At 64.4% G+C, this 13,832-nt stretch carries 11 protein-coding genes; 6 read left to right on the top strand and 5 right to left on the bottom strand.

Annotated elements, in window-relative coordinates; genetic code table 11:
• The first annotated feature begins 211 nt into the window (after window positions 1-211).
• From E3T27_RS00055 to E3T27_RS00045, 3 genes are all read left to right on the top strand, one after another.
• Entirely contained in the window at window positions 212-1,603 is a 1,392-nt protein-coding gene (locus E3T27_RS00055) for a glycosyltransferase family 87 protein (protein WP_134571175.1), read from the top strand.
• A gap of 92 nt (window positions 1,604-1,695) precedes the next feature.
• Window positions 1,696-2,745, top strand: coding sequence for a glycerophosphodiester phosphodiesterase family protein (locus E3T27_RS00050; RefSeq protein ID WP_134571174.1), 1,050 nt, complete (start codon window positions 1,696-1,698; stop codon window positions 2,743-2,745).
• The gene (locus E3T27_RS00045) at window positions 2,742-5,438 is read left to right on the top strand and encodes a glycosyltransferase (RefSeq protein ID WP_241992042.1); all 2,697 of its coding nucleotides are present in this window, start codon (window positions 2,742-2,744) and stop codon (window positions 5,436-5,438) included. The genes E3T27_RS00050 and E3T27_RS00045 overlap by 4 nt, the downstream gene beginning before the upstream one ends.
• Window positions 5,439-5,584: 146 nt before the next feature.
• On the opposite strand, the gene E3T27_RS00040 is transcribed toward E3T27_RS00045, so the two are convergent.
• The 3 genes from E3T27_RS00040 to E3T27_RS00030 form a co-directional block, all read right to left on the bottom strand.
• Window positions 5,585-6,937 (bottom strand): ABC transporter substrate-binding protein, encoded by a 1,353-nt coding sequence (locus E3T27_RS00040; RefSeq protein WP_134571173.1) that lies wholly within the window; start codon window positions 6,935-6,937, stop codon window positions 5,585-5,587.
• Window positions 6,938-7,013: 76 nt separating this feature from the next.
• Window positions 7,014-7,862: a carbohydrate ABC transporter permease gene (locus E3T27_RS00035; RefSeq protein WP_104196566.1), complete on the bottom strand. Its 849-nt coding sequence runs from the start codon at window positions 7,860-7,862 to the stop codon at window positions 7,014-7,016.
• Complete coding sequence (locus tag E3T27_RS00030) at window positions 7,862-8,839, bottom strand: carbohydrate ABC transporter permease (protein ID WP_104196567.1); 978 nt, start codon at window positions 8,837-8,839, stop codon at window positions 7,862-7,864. The genes E3T27_RS00035 and E3T27_RS00030 overlap by 1 nt, the downstream gene beginning before the upstream one ends.
• 198 nt (window positions 8,840-9,037) lie before the next feature.
• On the opposite strand from E3T27_RS00030, the gene E3T27_RS00025 reads away from it, so the two are divergent.
• Entirely contained in the window at window positions 9,038-10,063 is a 1,026-nt protein-coding gene (locus E3T27_RS00025) for a glycerophosphodiester phosphodiesterase family protein (RefSeq protein WP_134571172.1), read from the top strand.
• 237 nt (window positions 10,064-10,300) lie between these two features.
• On the opposite strand, the gene E3T27_RS00020 is transcribed toward E3T27_RS00025, so the two are convergent.
• Complete coding sequence (locus E3T27_RS00020; protein WP_104196568.1) at window positions 10,301-10,987, bottom strand: hypothetical protein; 687 nt, start codon at window positions 10,985-10,987, stop codon at window positions 10,301-10,303.
• A gap of 330 nt (window positions 10,988-11,317) precedes the next feature.
• Complete coding sequence (locus E3T27_RS00015) at window positions 11,318-11,764, bottom strand: metallopeptidase family protein (RefSeq protein WP_134571171.1); 447 nt, start codon at window positions 11,762-11,764, stop codon at window positions 11,318-11,320.
• A 44-nt stretch (window positions 11,765-11,808) separates the two neighbouring features.
• Here E3T27_RS00015 and E3T27_RS00010 point away from each other — a divergent pair, with 44 nt between their 5' ends.
• Together E3T27_RS00010 and ahcY are read left to right on the top strand one after the other, a co-directional pair.
• The gene (locus E3T27_RS00010) at window positions 11,809-12,045 is read left to right on the top strand and encodes a DUF3499 family protein (RefSeq protein WP_104196570.1); all 237 of its coding nucleotides are present in this window, start codon (window positions 11,809-11,811) and stop codon (window positions 12,043-12,045) included.
• Window positions 12,046-12,145: 100 nt separating this feature from the next.
• Window positions 12,146-13,633, top strand: coding sequence for an adenosylhomocysteinase (gene ahcY / locus E3T27_RS00005; protein WP_134571170.1), 1,488 nt, complete (start codon window positions 12,146-12,148; stop codon window positions 13,631-13,633).
• Window positions 13,634-13,832: the final 199 nt, after the last annotated feature.

Raw genomic sequence — 13,832 nt, 5'->3', positions numbered from 1 at the left:
GAGATCGCTGCGTCACTTCGCTGATCGTGCTCACTGAACCCGAGGGGTGGGGCTAAGCAGCATCCTCGCTGCCGGACCGCAGAATCTCGACCTGCTCTCCCGTCACCTTGGGCGAGGAGCGTTTACCCCGAAGGCCTTACAGTCTGCAGGTTTCTCACTCGCGCTTCCCCGAAAACATCGCGATTGGGCAGAGGTAGGTGAGGATGGTCTGGTGCGACTTATTCTGATTTCGGGACTGCTCGTGCTCAGCGCTGCCCTCACCGCGTTCAGCGTCAGCACCCTCCACCTGTTCGCACCCGAGCGCGACGAGATACCACTCGTGCTGGGCACCAGTGCGCTCTGGCTCCTGTTCGGCCTGGCTTGGTGGCTGCTGCGTCGCGTGAACGGCAGGGCTGTGGTTGCTCTGATCCTGGCTGGCTCCGCGCTGATCGGCGGCGCGGCTATGGTCGGTCCACCCAACACGAGCACCGACTCGGCTCGCTATGCGTGGGACGGCATCGTACAAAATAATGGCATCAGCCCCTACGCCTTCACACCAGCGGATGCCCGCCTCGATTCCCTGAGACCAGACTGGCTCTTCCCGGCGCCCCAGACCACGGCCGCCGGCACGGAAGTCTGCATCGGCGAGCGCATTGCGCGCGCCCGCACGACCGACGGCGATCTGCTCTGCTCAGCCCTCAACCGCACGGCCGTGCCCACGATTTACCCGCCGGCCAGCGAGATCTTCTTCGCCGGCGTACGTTTTCTCACTGGTCCCGGCCCCGCCTACTGGCCGTTGCAGCTCGCCGGGCTGCTGCTGAGCCTCGGTACCACCGTCATGCTGCTGGTTGGAATGCGCCGCCGCGGCCTCGATGAAAGAAATGCGGCGCTCTGGGCCTGGTGTCCGCTCGTGGCGACCGAGGCCGTCACCAACTCGCACGTCGACATGCTCGGCGTCATCTTCGTCGTCGCAGCCGTTTTTCTGGTCTCGACCAGAAAGGTCTGGCGCGGCGGCATCATGCTTGGAATAGCGATCGGTACCAAACTCATCCCGGTACTGGCGGCACCGGCCCTGCTCAAGCGGGGCGGCTGGCGCATGGTGGCGGCATCCGTTCTCAGCTTTGCGCTGCTGTATGTGCCCTATGTGCTGGCCACCGGAATCGGGGTGCTGGGCTACCTGCCCGGTTACCTGAGTGAGGAGGGTTACCAGGACGGCTCTCGGTTCGCGCTGGTATCTCTGGTCGCGCCGGGGTCATCCGCTATTATCGTGGCCGGCGTGATCCTGGCCGTGGTCGCCGTGCTGGTGATTCTCACCACCGACCAGAACCGGCCCTGGGTCGGGCAACTGGTCATGATCGGCGCGACCCTGCTCGTGCTCAGCCCCCGCTACCCCTGGTATGCGCTGCTGCTGCTGCCGTTCGTGGCACTCAGTGGCCGCTGGGAATGGCTGCTCGTTCCGATGGCGCTCACTCTGCGGCTGCTCGTGCCGAACCCGGAGCTCACCCGGGTGTCGATCGCGATCGCGGTCATCGTGATCGTCGCCGTGTCACTGCGTCGCGCCGGCCCCGGAGTTTTGAAACGGATGCGTCACCCGTTCGTGTTCACACAGAGTTCATCCGCCTGACGGCTGCGCGGTGGATGCCGGTCACCTCGGCTCCATAACGTGAGCAGCAGCGCGCCTTTTCGGCGTACTGCGATCCACGAAAGAGTGCCGGCATGCGCAAGATTTTGATCATCGCGGCGGCCGCCGCCCTCAGTACGGTTCTGGTTGGCGGGGCTGTCGTGGCCGCGCAAGGAGAGTCGGCGCTCGCCGAACCGGCCCGGGCAGCTGCGCCCCTCGACGAGAGCGCCGCCTTCGACCTGCAATCTCACCGTGGCGGCCGCGGTGAACACACCGAGGAGAGCCTCGCCGCCTTCGCCGCCTCGCTCGAACTCGGCGTCAGCACGCTCGAACTCGACACGCACCTCACCCGCGATGACGCCGTCGTCGTCTGGCACGACGATGTGCTCACCACGAGCAAATGCCGCGACACGGACGCCGCCTTCCGTAAGGACCCCGCCTTTCCCTATGCAGGCACGCGCGTGCGTGAACTGACCCTTGCCCAGATTCAAACGCTGGACTGCGGATACCAGCAGCTGCCCGGCTATCCGGAGCAGCACAATGTGCCCGGCAACATGATCGTCGAATTGGCCGACGTGTTCGCGCTCGTCGACGCTCACCAGGCCGACACCGTGCAGCTCAACATCGAGACCAAGATCGAAACCCCAGGCCCAACCGGTGAAGGGGAAATGATGGCGCTCACGCGCGCCGTCGTCGCCGCGATCGCGGTCTCAGGCCGTGCCGACCGAATCACCGTGCAGAGTTTCGACTGGGCCTCCCTCGACCTCGTGCGGCGCATATCGCCCGAGCTGCGACTTGTCGCCCTTGCCCAGGACGACGACTGGCTCGAAGTGGGCCAGCCTGGCAGAAGCGTGCACCTTGGTGGGATCGATATCGACGACTACGACGGCTCCGTCGCCCGGGCAGCTGCCGCAAAGGGCTATGACGCGCTGTCGCCAACGTTTAAGACGGTCACGCCCGAGCTCATGGCCGAAGCCCATTCCGCCGGACTGCCCGTGATCCCGTGGACGGTCAGCGAGACCGCGCTCATGCACACCCTCGTCGACCTGGGAGTTGACGGCATCATCACCGACTATCCCACCCGGCTGCGCGGCGTGCTCACCGAGCGCGGCCTCAGCCTCCCGACGGCGTACCCGGCGCTGTGACCGTGCCCGCACTGCCGCCCCGGCCCCACACTGAACCCGTCGCCTTCCAAATCGCTGGGCCCCCTGCTTCAAGCCTCGCCGCCAAACTGGGCACGCTCGTGCTGCTCTTCGCTCCCGTACTTTCACGCTGGAGCGATGGGCCGCGTCGCCGCCTCACCAGGCTGGTTGGCCGCATCCGTCGGGCGGTACGCTACGAAGCCCACGCCTACTGGCGTACCCGTCCGATTCGCCCGCACCACGTGCTGTACGAAGCGTTCAACGGATCCGGGCTGCTCTGCAACCCAGAGGCACTGTTCAGGCAACTGCGTAATACGCCCGATCAGGGGCACTTACGGCATATCTGGGCGCTCAAGGACCCGCGCTTGGCACGCCGGGAATTTCGCCACGATCGCACGGTGCGCTTTGTGAAAAGCGGCTCGCCCGCCTACTATCAGGCACTCGCCACGAGCCGCTACCTCATCAGCAACGCCACCTTTCCACCGCAATTTTCCAAACGAGTCGGCCAGATCTACCTCAACACCTGGCACGGCACGCCGCTCAAACACATGGGCTACGACATGGCCGACGGCGCTTTCGGGACGTCCAATATCGTGCGCAACTTTGTCAGTGCCGACTATCTGCTCGCCGCCAACCCGTTCATGGCCCGTCAAATGTATGAGCGCGCCTACAAACTCGACGGCATCTTTCACGGACGGATGCTGCTGGCCGGCTACCCCCGCATCGACCGGCAGACGCTCTCCGCGGCGGAATCCCAAAGCGCACGATCCCGGCTCGCGCAGCTCAACCCCGGTGGCCGCGAAATCGTGTTGTACGCGCCCACGTGGAAGGGCTCCTCCTTCGCCCACCCCGACGACGACCTCGACGCCCTGCTCGAGCGCGTTCAGCACATCGAAGCCGGAATCGACGGCAGTCGCTATATCGTGTTGCTGAAAACTCACCAGGCTGTGCACGCACTCGCTTCCGGCCGCGCGGACCTCGCCCGGATTCTGGTGCCGAACGACTTGCCTACCAACGTCGTGCTCGGGCTCGCCGGCATACTCGTCACGGACTACTCGAGCATCTTCTTCGACTTTCTCGCGACCGGTCTGCCGATCGTGTTCTTCACGCCCGACCTCACCGACTTCGAGCAGACCCGGGGGCTCTACCTGGCGCCGACTGAGCTGCCCGGCCCGGTCTGTCGCACGGTAGCGGAGGTCGTCGCATTCATTGGCCAAATCGCAGACCATGGAAGGCTGCCGGCCTTCACCGAGCGCTATCGAATCGCCCAACACGACTATGTCGGCCAGGATGACGGCGCTGCGAGTGCCCGCGTGATCGACATCGTCTTTCGCGGTGCCGACCCCAGTCCGCTGCTGCGCGTGCCGTCCGCCGCCGTCCGCACCTCCGTGCTCATCTATCTCGGCGGCATGAAGCCCAACGGCATCACCTCTGCCGCACTCAACCTGCTCGGCGCCATCGACCACGAACGGTTTGACGTCTCGGTCACCTTCGCGAAGAGTGCCGCGCCGGTTCGCCGCGCCAACCAGCGTCTGATCGACCCGCGAGTGCGACAGTTCGCCCGTATCGGCGGCATGAATGGCGGAGTGAGGCAGCGGCTTGCTCGTCGCCGCGCGGCTCGGGCCGACGCCGCCGGCGGGGCTGGTTCGCTCGGAGCGCGCATCACGTCCGGAGCCCGTGCTACCTCCGCGGCTGACGCCGACTTCACTGCGGAGTTCACCCGCTGCTTTGGCGACAGCCGTTTCGATCACGTCGTGGATTTCAGCGGCTACGGTCCATTTTGGGCTGAATTACTGCTGCACTCGCCTCCCGCCGTGCGCTCGATCTGGCTGCACAATGACCTCGGCGCCGACGCCCACCGCGCCATCGGGGGAGTCAAGCGGATGCTGCGCGGCCTCACCGAGACCTTCGCCCGCTACGACCGGTACGACCACCTGGTCTCCGTGTCGCCGGCGCTTTCCGAAATCAATGCCGAAGCGCTCGCCGCTTATGCGCCGCGCTCCAAGTTCACCGTCGCGCACAACACCGTCGACGTTGAACGAATCCTGCGCGGCGCGGCTGACGTGTCCCAGCCGTGCATCGAGTCGCCGGCCACCGCAGCCACGACCACGTTCGTCACCATCGGGCGCCTCTCTCCGGAGAAGAACCAGACCCGACTGATTCGGGCGTTCGCCCTCGTGCACGCTCGGAATCCGTTCACCCGGCTCGTCATTGTCGGCTCGGGGCCACTGAAAGCCGAACTCACAGCGCTGATCCTCGATCTGGAGCTGTCGGCCGCGGTCACCCTGACCGGAGCGCTCGCCAATCCCTACCCTGTGCTCGCGGCAGCGGACTGCTTCGTGCTGTCGAGCGACTACGAGGGCGCCCCGATGGTCATTCTGGAAGCACTGGTACTGGGGCGCGCGGTGGTGACGGTGGCCTTCGCATCCGTTCACGATGCGCTGCCGCAGGCCGCCGGTCTCGTCGTTCCGCAGACCGACGCAGGTCTCGCGGCCGGCCTCACCGCTTTCTTGCGCGGAGACGTCGTCGCGAGCGCCTTCGACCATGAGGCGTATGGACGCCGGGCGGTTGCGGAATTCTATCGAGCCATCGGAGTGACAGACCTTGGCGCGGATACAGAACGTCACTTCCCTCTCGACGACGATCTTGACGCGGAACTGGCCGAACTCGCGCCGTCTACGGCGGCCGGGCGCTGAAGGCCCTGACCGGCATCGCGGGCCAGTCGCTTTGCTGACCCAGTGAGCTTCGATCCGAAATCAGCATCGAACGCCCGGAAACCATCTCCACCCGCACAAAAGCGGGCCCGCCTGCTCGGCGGACCCGCTTCCACAAAACCCCGAAACTACAGGTAAGCGCTCACGTTCTCGTCGAACGAGGTTGCGATCGCCGTGCTCGCGACCGCGAACGCCTCGGCCGGGTCGGTCTGCTGGAGCATGATCTTCTCCAGCGCTGTAGTGAGCTCCTTGTCGCCGTTCGGCACGAAGACGCGGCCCCAGTCCTGCGAGCGGGTGGTCTCGAGCTGGTCGACGGCCGTGCGGAACTGCGGGAACTCGGCGTAGACCTTGGTCATCGTCTCGCCGTCGCGGGCGGAGGTACGTACCGGCATGTAGCCGGTGTTCGAGGAGAAGTACGCCGTGTTCTCGGAGTTGGTGAGAAACTTCAAGAACATGCCGGCGGCCAACTGCTGCTCCGGGGTGCGGTCGGCGGCGATGGCGATGCCGGTTCCGCCGGTCGGGCAGGCCTGGCCTTCGGGCCCTTCCGGCAGGAAGCCGGTGCCGACCTTGAAGTTGGCGGCTTCCAAAATGCCGGTGAGCGATCCGGTCGAGCCCATGATGCAGCCGGTCAGGCCGGCGCCGAAGTCGGCGACCTGGTCCACAGCCGCTACGGTGGCGACCTTCTTGTCGTAAATCAGTGACTGCAAGTAGTCCGCTGCCGCGATCGCTTCGGGGGTGTCAAGCGTCATCGTCCACTCGTCAGAGTAGGCGCCGCCCTGTCCCCACAGCATGTTGCAGAACCACCACGCAGCCCAGGACGCACCCTTGCCGAGACCGAGGGGGGTCACACCGCCATCGGCCTGGATCTTCGGTGCCCACTCATCGAATTCGGCCCAGGTCTTGGGCGCGCGGTCGGGTAGCCCGGCCTTGGCCCAGACCGCCTTGTTGTAATAGAACAGCGGCGTCGAGCGGGCGTAGGGGATGGCCCAGTGGTTGCCGGTGAAGGTGTAGTCGTCGTACAGGGTCTTGTTGAAGTCGGCGGTGTCGATCTCGAGGTGCCGGGCAAGATCGTCGATCGGAAGAATCTGGCCGTTGATCATGTAGCGAAACCACCACACATCGCTGGCCAGCACGAGGTCGGGCACGCTGTTGGTGCCCGACGCCGCCTGAAACTTCTGCGCGATCTCGTCATAGTTGGCGCCGGCCGTGACCAGGTTCACCGTGATCTGCGGGTTCTCGGCCTGGAAGCGCTTGATGATCTCTTCCTCGATCAGCTTCGAGGTTCCCGGGTGGTTGCTCCACCAGGTGATTTCCTTGGCTGGTGTGATGCCCGTCCAGTCCATTACCGCGACGTCAGCGGCACCGGCGCCCGCTCCCAGCGACGGTCCGCTGCACGCGGCAAGGGTGGCCGTGGCGCAGAACACGGCGGCGAGCTTCAAGATCTGCCGGCGGTTGATGGTGAACGAGGGTGTCGTGTTCATAGAACTCTCCTGGTGGGGGTGGTCTCGAGTGGAAAATTGAGGGGCGGCATCCGCTGAATAACCGGATGCCGATGCGTCAGCCGGTTACGCCGCCGGCGGTCAGCCCGGCGATGATGCGTTTTTGTAGCGCAAAAAACGCGATGAGCACCGGCACGGTGACCAGCACGGTGCCGGCCATCAGTACGCCCCAGTTGGTGACGCCGTCGTTGTTTTGCAGCAAGGTCAGTCCCACCGGCAGCGTCATCATGTCGGAGCGGTCGACGACGAGCAACGGCCAGAGGTATTCGTTCCATTCGGAGACGATCGAGATCAAAGCCACCGCGGCGATGGTTGGTGCCGAGATGGGCACGATGAAACGCCAGAGGCGGGTCCAGTGGCTGGCTCCGTCGAGTGCTGCGGCTTCGAGAATGGAGATCGGCAGGGTCAGAAAATGCTGGCGAAACAGAAAGGTGCCGAACGCGCTGGCGAGGCCGGGCACGATGATGCCCTGATACGTGTTGATCCACCCGAGCGAGGCCACAAGGGTGAAGTTGGGAATCATCACGATCTGCTGCGGGACCAGGAGGGCGAAGATCACCAGGCCGAAGACGAACTTCTTGAACGGAAACTCCAGAAAGACGACAGCGTACGCGGTGGTCAGGCCGAGCAACATTTTCAGTCCGGCGCCGATCACCGTGGTGATGGTGCTGTTGAGAAAGAAGTTTCCGAACGGCACGGCGGCCAGGGCTGCGGCATAGTTTGACAGGTCGTAGCTGTCGGGCAGCCACTGGATCGGCACCGTGTAAATCTCGTCGCGTTCCTTGAACCCGGCCAGGAACATCCAGACCAGCGGCAGAATCATGATCGCAATGGCCAGAATCAGACCAAGGTAGCCGCCGAGTTGAAGCGGTGTACGGCGACGCGAGGTCGAGGTAGGCGTGGACATCAGTAGTGCACTCGTTTCTCGACGTACTTCATTTGAATCAGAGTGACCACGAGCAAGACGGCGAACAAAATCGTCGCGACCGCGGAAGAATATCCGGCTCGACCGGCCTGAAAGCCTTCCTGATAGATCTGGTACATCATCGTGGTGGTGCCTTCGAGCGGTCCGCCCTTGGTCATCGCCTGGATGATGTCGAAGGACTGCAACGAGCTCAGCAGCGTCGTGATCGACAGAAAGAAGGTCGTCGGGCCGAGCAGCGGCAGCACGATGTTGCGAAATGCGCGCACCGGCGTTGCGCCGTCGAGCGACGCCGCCTCGAGCAAGTCTCGGGGCACCGACTGCAGGGCCGCCAGATAGATGAGCGCGACGTAGCCGACGTTTTTCCAGAGGTAGACGATGATGACCATGACCAGCGCCCACTGTGGATCGTTGTACCAGGGCGGTGAGGCCACGCCGATGGCGTCGAGCAGCGCCGCAGTGATGCCGAAGTTCGGGTCGAAAACGAACAGCCAAAGCAGGCCGACCGCGACCCCGGAGAGCACGTACGGCGCAACGATAACGGTGCGGGCGGCGCCGCGGCCGTGCAGCTTGCGGTTGAGCAACACCGCGAACAGCAGGCCGATCACCATGCCGCCGCCCACGGTTGCGACGGTGAAGATCAGGGTGACCGTGACGACCCGAGCCGTGCCGGGGTCGTTGAACCAGGTGACATAGTTGCCAAGACCCACCGGAATTGCCGAGGCCGAACCCAGGTTCCACTGCAGGGTCGAATAATAGAGCGACTGCAGGAGTGGCTTGTAGGTGAAGACGATGAGCAGGGCCACGTTCGGCCCGGCGAACAGTAGAAACAGCAGCCACGATTTCCACGGTTTCTTTTTCTTGCGCGGGGTGAATGTGCGGCGCGGCGCCGGTGTCGTGACGTTCGTCGGGGCCGCTACCGCTGACGCAGTGCCGCGGTGCAGGTCCTCGATGGTGGGCATGCGCTGAAATCCCCCTGAAAAGTGCCGTCGGCCAAGCAGCAGACTCTGTCAGGTTAGGCAACGTATCGATAGCTGATCGGCCGATTTACGCGTATACGCGCAGTTGTCGCGTGGCGTTCGCCTGCACCGCGTCAAAACTTCAGCGGGTGTTCACCTGAACCGACCGTCGGTGTCACTCGTCGGCGTTACGGTGTGCAGATGTCCCCTCTTGTCATCGGTCACCGCGGAGCCAGCGGCTACCGCCCCGAACACACCCGTTCCGCCTACGCCCTCGCGTTCGAGCTCGGCGCCGACTCGGTCGAACCTGACATCGTCGCCACCCGAGATGGAGTGTTGGTGCTGCGCCACGAAAACGACATTTCCGTCACCACGGATGTCGCTTCTCGTGCCGAGTTCACCGGCCGCCGCACGACCAAGGAGTTCGCCGGTCACACCCTCACTGGCTGGTTCACCGAAGACTTCACCTGGGCCGAACTGGCCACTCTGCGCGCCCGGGAGCGTCTTGCACACGTGCGCCCGCAGAATGCGCAGCACGACGACCGATACCCGATCATGAGGTTGAGCGACCTGTTTGAGCTTATCGACGAGGCCTCAAACACCTCTCGGCGCCCCCTCGGCATGGTCGCGGAGATTAAGAACGCCGCCTATTTCGCCTCGATCAGCTTGCCCCTCGACGAGCTGTTCGTCGACGAGGTGCGCGCGGCCGGTTGGAACGACGACGACGACCGCCTCATCATCGAGAGCTTCGAAGCGACCGTGCTTGAGCAGATTGCGGCACGCGGCATGACCGCTCGAGGCGTGTTCCTGATCGCCGCAACCGGTCAGCCCCTCGATCAGGTCGCCCGGCTCGGCGCCGGAGCGCCGTATTACTCCGATTACCTCACCGCAACCGGTCTCGATGCCCTCAGTAGCACCGTCGACGGCATCAGCGTAGACAAATCCCTGATCATCGAGGCGGATGCCGTCGGCGACCTGGTGATTTCTTCTCTCGTTACTGACGCCCACGCGGCCGGGCTGGACATCTTCTGCTGGACCCTGCGGCCGGAGAATGCTTTTCTTACCGCGTCGTGTCGCCGGGGGGATCAGCCGGGCAGTTTCGGTCACTGGCGCGACGAGTTCGCGGCGGTCATGGGCAGCGGAATCGACGGGGTCTTCGTCGACCACCCCGACCTTGCCGTGAGCGTGCGCGACGAGCTGCGCAGCCGGGTGGCGGCATCCGTTTGATGCGCTGAACGCCCGCTGGCGCATCCCGCGGCTTGATCGTGTCGTGGTCCAGTCGTGTCTGGCGCAAACGTGTCGTGGCACTCGGTAGGGAAGCGGGCACTCGTACGAACGGGTGCCCGCTTCCCTACTACGTACCGCGAACCGTAAACGGCCCGGGGCACGCAAAGATCGGGGCCCGCCGTGTGGCGGGCCCCGATCTTTGCTGTACTGCCTATTCGCTCGTGGAGAGCCGAGCCACTACTTGGTGGCGGCGGTGATGGTTGCGATGCCAACGAGCATCTGGTCAGTGACGGCGTCGGTGCTGAACGTGGAGTTCAGCAGGCCGGCGGCGACGGAAGAGATGTGAACCGTGGTGCCGGTGAGGATGGCGTTGTCGCCTTCCATCTTGAGCGGCTCCAGGGTCGAACCGTAGAGGTCGAACAGCAGGGCCTGGGTGGCGGCGGACTCGCCGTTGACCGAGACGTCACCGAAGAGCTCCGAGGTGCCGGGGTCGATGGTGAAGTTGGTCAGCTCGACGACGGTATCGCCGGCGGTCAGCGAGAATCCGGATCCCTCGTGCTGAATGGAGCCCTGAACGAAGGGGCGGTAGCTTTCGGCCGGGTCGTAGTAGTCCACGTTGCCACCGGAGATCGGAAAGTGCAGGCTACCCTCTTCGAGGGTGGCCGTTCCCACGGTTCCGGCGGTCAGGCCGAGGCTCGTCAGTGCAGCGCCGAAGTCGGCGTCGAGCAACACGGCGGTGTCAACACCGGAGAGGCTGGGAATCGAGGCGAGCGGCGTCGGCGTGGCTTCGGCCGAGCTGGACGAGCTTGAGCTCGAAGCGGGCGCCGGGGTCGTCGTGCCGGCGTCCGACGAGCAGCCGGCGAGGCCGGCGATGAGAATTCCAGCAGAGGCGAAACCGATGGTGGCCTTGGTGAATGTACGCATGGGATGAATCCTTTTCCGTCGATAGAGCAGGTGGTGTTGGGGTCTGCATGGTGTTCGGCTCCATCCCGGAATCGGTTTGGAATTGCCCCGATCTGTTATCTTTCTGTTACTAAATACAGCAAACGTCCAGACGCGCTGACACGCCGACTCATCGCGCCGAAAGGCCGCGATCCCAGTCATAGCGAGGATCGGTCCGAAAGGCGAATGCCGGTCGAACCGGTTATCTGCTCGCGGCAGGCGTCGGAGAAGTGCACTGATTCGATCACGTGTCACCATCTCGCACACGTGCCGGCGACACCCGCGCGGTGGTCGCCGGGCGTGGACCGATACCTAGAAGTGGCGGAAGCGATCCGGCGCGAGGTCCCAGGGATCTTTGCCGAGCAGTTCGGCGACGCCGCGAAAGACGCAGGTCTCGATCATCATGCGCTGGTGTATCTCATCGTTTTCGTGCAGGCGTGACAGGCGCTGGATCGGCAGGCGGTAGAACACGACGCGGTTCGTCTCCGGCGTCACCATCCAGCGTTCCACGCCAATGCCGGGTATGACCGAGGGCGGTCCGGAGGCGACCTCGAACACGGATTTGCCCAGTTCTTCCGGCCAGACGCCGCGCAAATACTCGATTGTGCTGGCGATCGTCATGTCAAACAGGTCGATGCGGGTGCGCAGTGGCGGCAGGAACGGGCCGGTCGCCGAACTACGGATGCCGCGGCCGTGCCGGTCGCGTCCGCGACCGCGCACCGTCGGTTCGGGCACTGCTGAACGACGGGATCGAGACATGCTGCCATCCTACGGCGGCCGGGAAGCGGCTACCCTTACAGGCAATGACATTCCGCCCGTGTTCTCGTGTCGCCTGCCTCGAACCCTCGGTGGCCACGCTCACCTTTGACTATGGGGAGTCCCTGGCAGTACTCGGCCCGCTCTCCATTCAAGCGGAACCACACAGCTTTGACCTGTGCTCTCGACATGCGGAACGCACGAGTGCTCCGCGTGGCTGGCACCTCATACGCCACCGGCTTCTGGCCGACGATCCCGACGTTGAAAGCCCGACGCTGCCGTGACCCATTCTTGGTGGGGGTGGCATCCGCTCGCTGGGTGGCCTGCCCACGCACCAGCAGAACAATGTGGAGTTCGTTCAGAGAGAAATGGCAAGATAGCAGCATGACTGTCGCCGCACCCACCGTGCCCTCCACCTTCACCTACAAGATCGCCGATGTGTCGCTCGCCGAGGCTGGCCGCCATCAGTTGCGCCTGGCCGAAAACGAGATGCCGGGGCTGATGGCTCTGCGCACCGAATTCGGTGAGACCAAGCCGCTCGCCGGCGCCCGCATCGCCGGATCGCTGCACATGACCGTGCAAACCGCCGTGTTGATCGAGACCCTCGTTGCACTCGGTGCTCAAGTGCGCTGGGCCAGTTGCAATATTTTCTCCACGCAGGACGACGCGGCCGCCGCGATCGCGGTGGGCCCGACCGGCGCAGCCGATGCCCCGGCCGGTGTTCCCGTATTCGCCTGGAAGGGGGAGACCCTTGAGGAGTACTGGTGGTGCACGTCGCAGATCTTCGACTGGAGCGCCGAAGCGGCTGCGGCCGGAGCCGCGTGGACCGGCCCGAACCTGATCCTCGACGACGGCGGCGACGCCACCATGCTCGTGCACAAGGGTCGCGAGTTCGAACTGGCCGGCGCCGTACCAGCGGATGCTGCCGATGACAGCCACGAATATGGAGTCATCCTCGCCGCCCTCCGTCACTCGCTCGCGGAATCGAGCGACCGCTGGACCTTGGTGGCCGCCGATCTCATCGGCGTCACCGAGGAAACCACCACCGGTGTCCACCGACTCTACGAGCTTGCCGCGGGCAAACAACTGTTGTTTCCGGCTATCAACGTGAATGACTCGGTCACCAAGAGCAAGTTCGACAACAAGTACGGCATTCGCCACTCACTGCCGGACGGACTCAACCGGGCCACGGACGTGCTGATCGGCGGCAAGGTCGTCTTCGTCGCTGGCTACGGTGATGTTGGCAAGGGAGCCGCCGAAGCACTACGCGGCCAAGGCGCTCGGGTGATCGTGAGCGAGATCGACCCGATCAACGCGCTCCAGGCCGCGATGGACGGTTTTCAGGTCGCCCGCCTCGACTCCGTCGTCGAACAGGTCGACATCTTCGTCAGTGGCACCGGAAACTTCAACGTCATCGGTGTCGACCATATGCTGCGCATGAAGCACCTCGCCATCGTCGCCAACGTTGGTCACTTTGACAACGAGATCGACATGGCCGCGCTCGAGTCGCTGCCGGGGGCGGTCAAGGTGCAGATCAAGCCGCAGGTCGACGAATGGCGCATGCCGAGCGGGCGTAGCGTGCTCGTGCTGTCGGAGGGGCGCCTGATGAACCTGGGCAACGCCACCGGTCACCCCTCGTTCGTTATGAGCAACTCCTTCACCAATCAGGTCCTCGCGCAGATTGAGCTGTACGTTTCGCCGGAGAAGTACCCCGTTGGCGTGTACGTGCTGCCGAAGCTGCTGGATGAGAAGGTCGCCCGCCTGCATCTCGACGCTCTCGGCGTCGAGCTGACCGTGCTTACTCCCGAGCAGGCGGGCTACCTGGGCATTCCCGTAGAAGGCCCCTACAAAGTAGACCACTACCGCTACTAGCCCCTGCTTTTTGGGACGGGGCCTGGGCCCCGTCCCTGGGCCCAGGTTATAAACCGGGCCCACGTTCATAACGTGGGCCCGGTTTTTTCACGTTCGGGGGAGTGGATGCTGGTGGTGCGACACGCCCGGGTGGGGGGCGTTTTGACGGGTGGGTGTGGTGGCCGTAATGTATCTATACGTACCCCAAAGGTGCGGAAAG

This window comes from Cryobacterium lyxosi (assembly GCF_004403345.1).
In the GTDB taxonomy this organism is placed as follows: domain Bacteria; phylum Actinomycetota; class Actinomycetes; order Actinomycetales; family Microbacteriaceae; genus Cryobacterium; species Cryobacterium lyxosi.
This window is presented reverse-complemented; position numbering and strand designations above follow the sequence as displayed.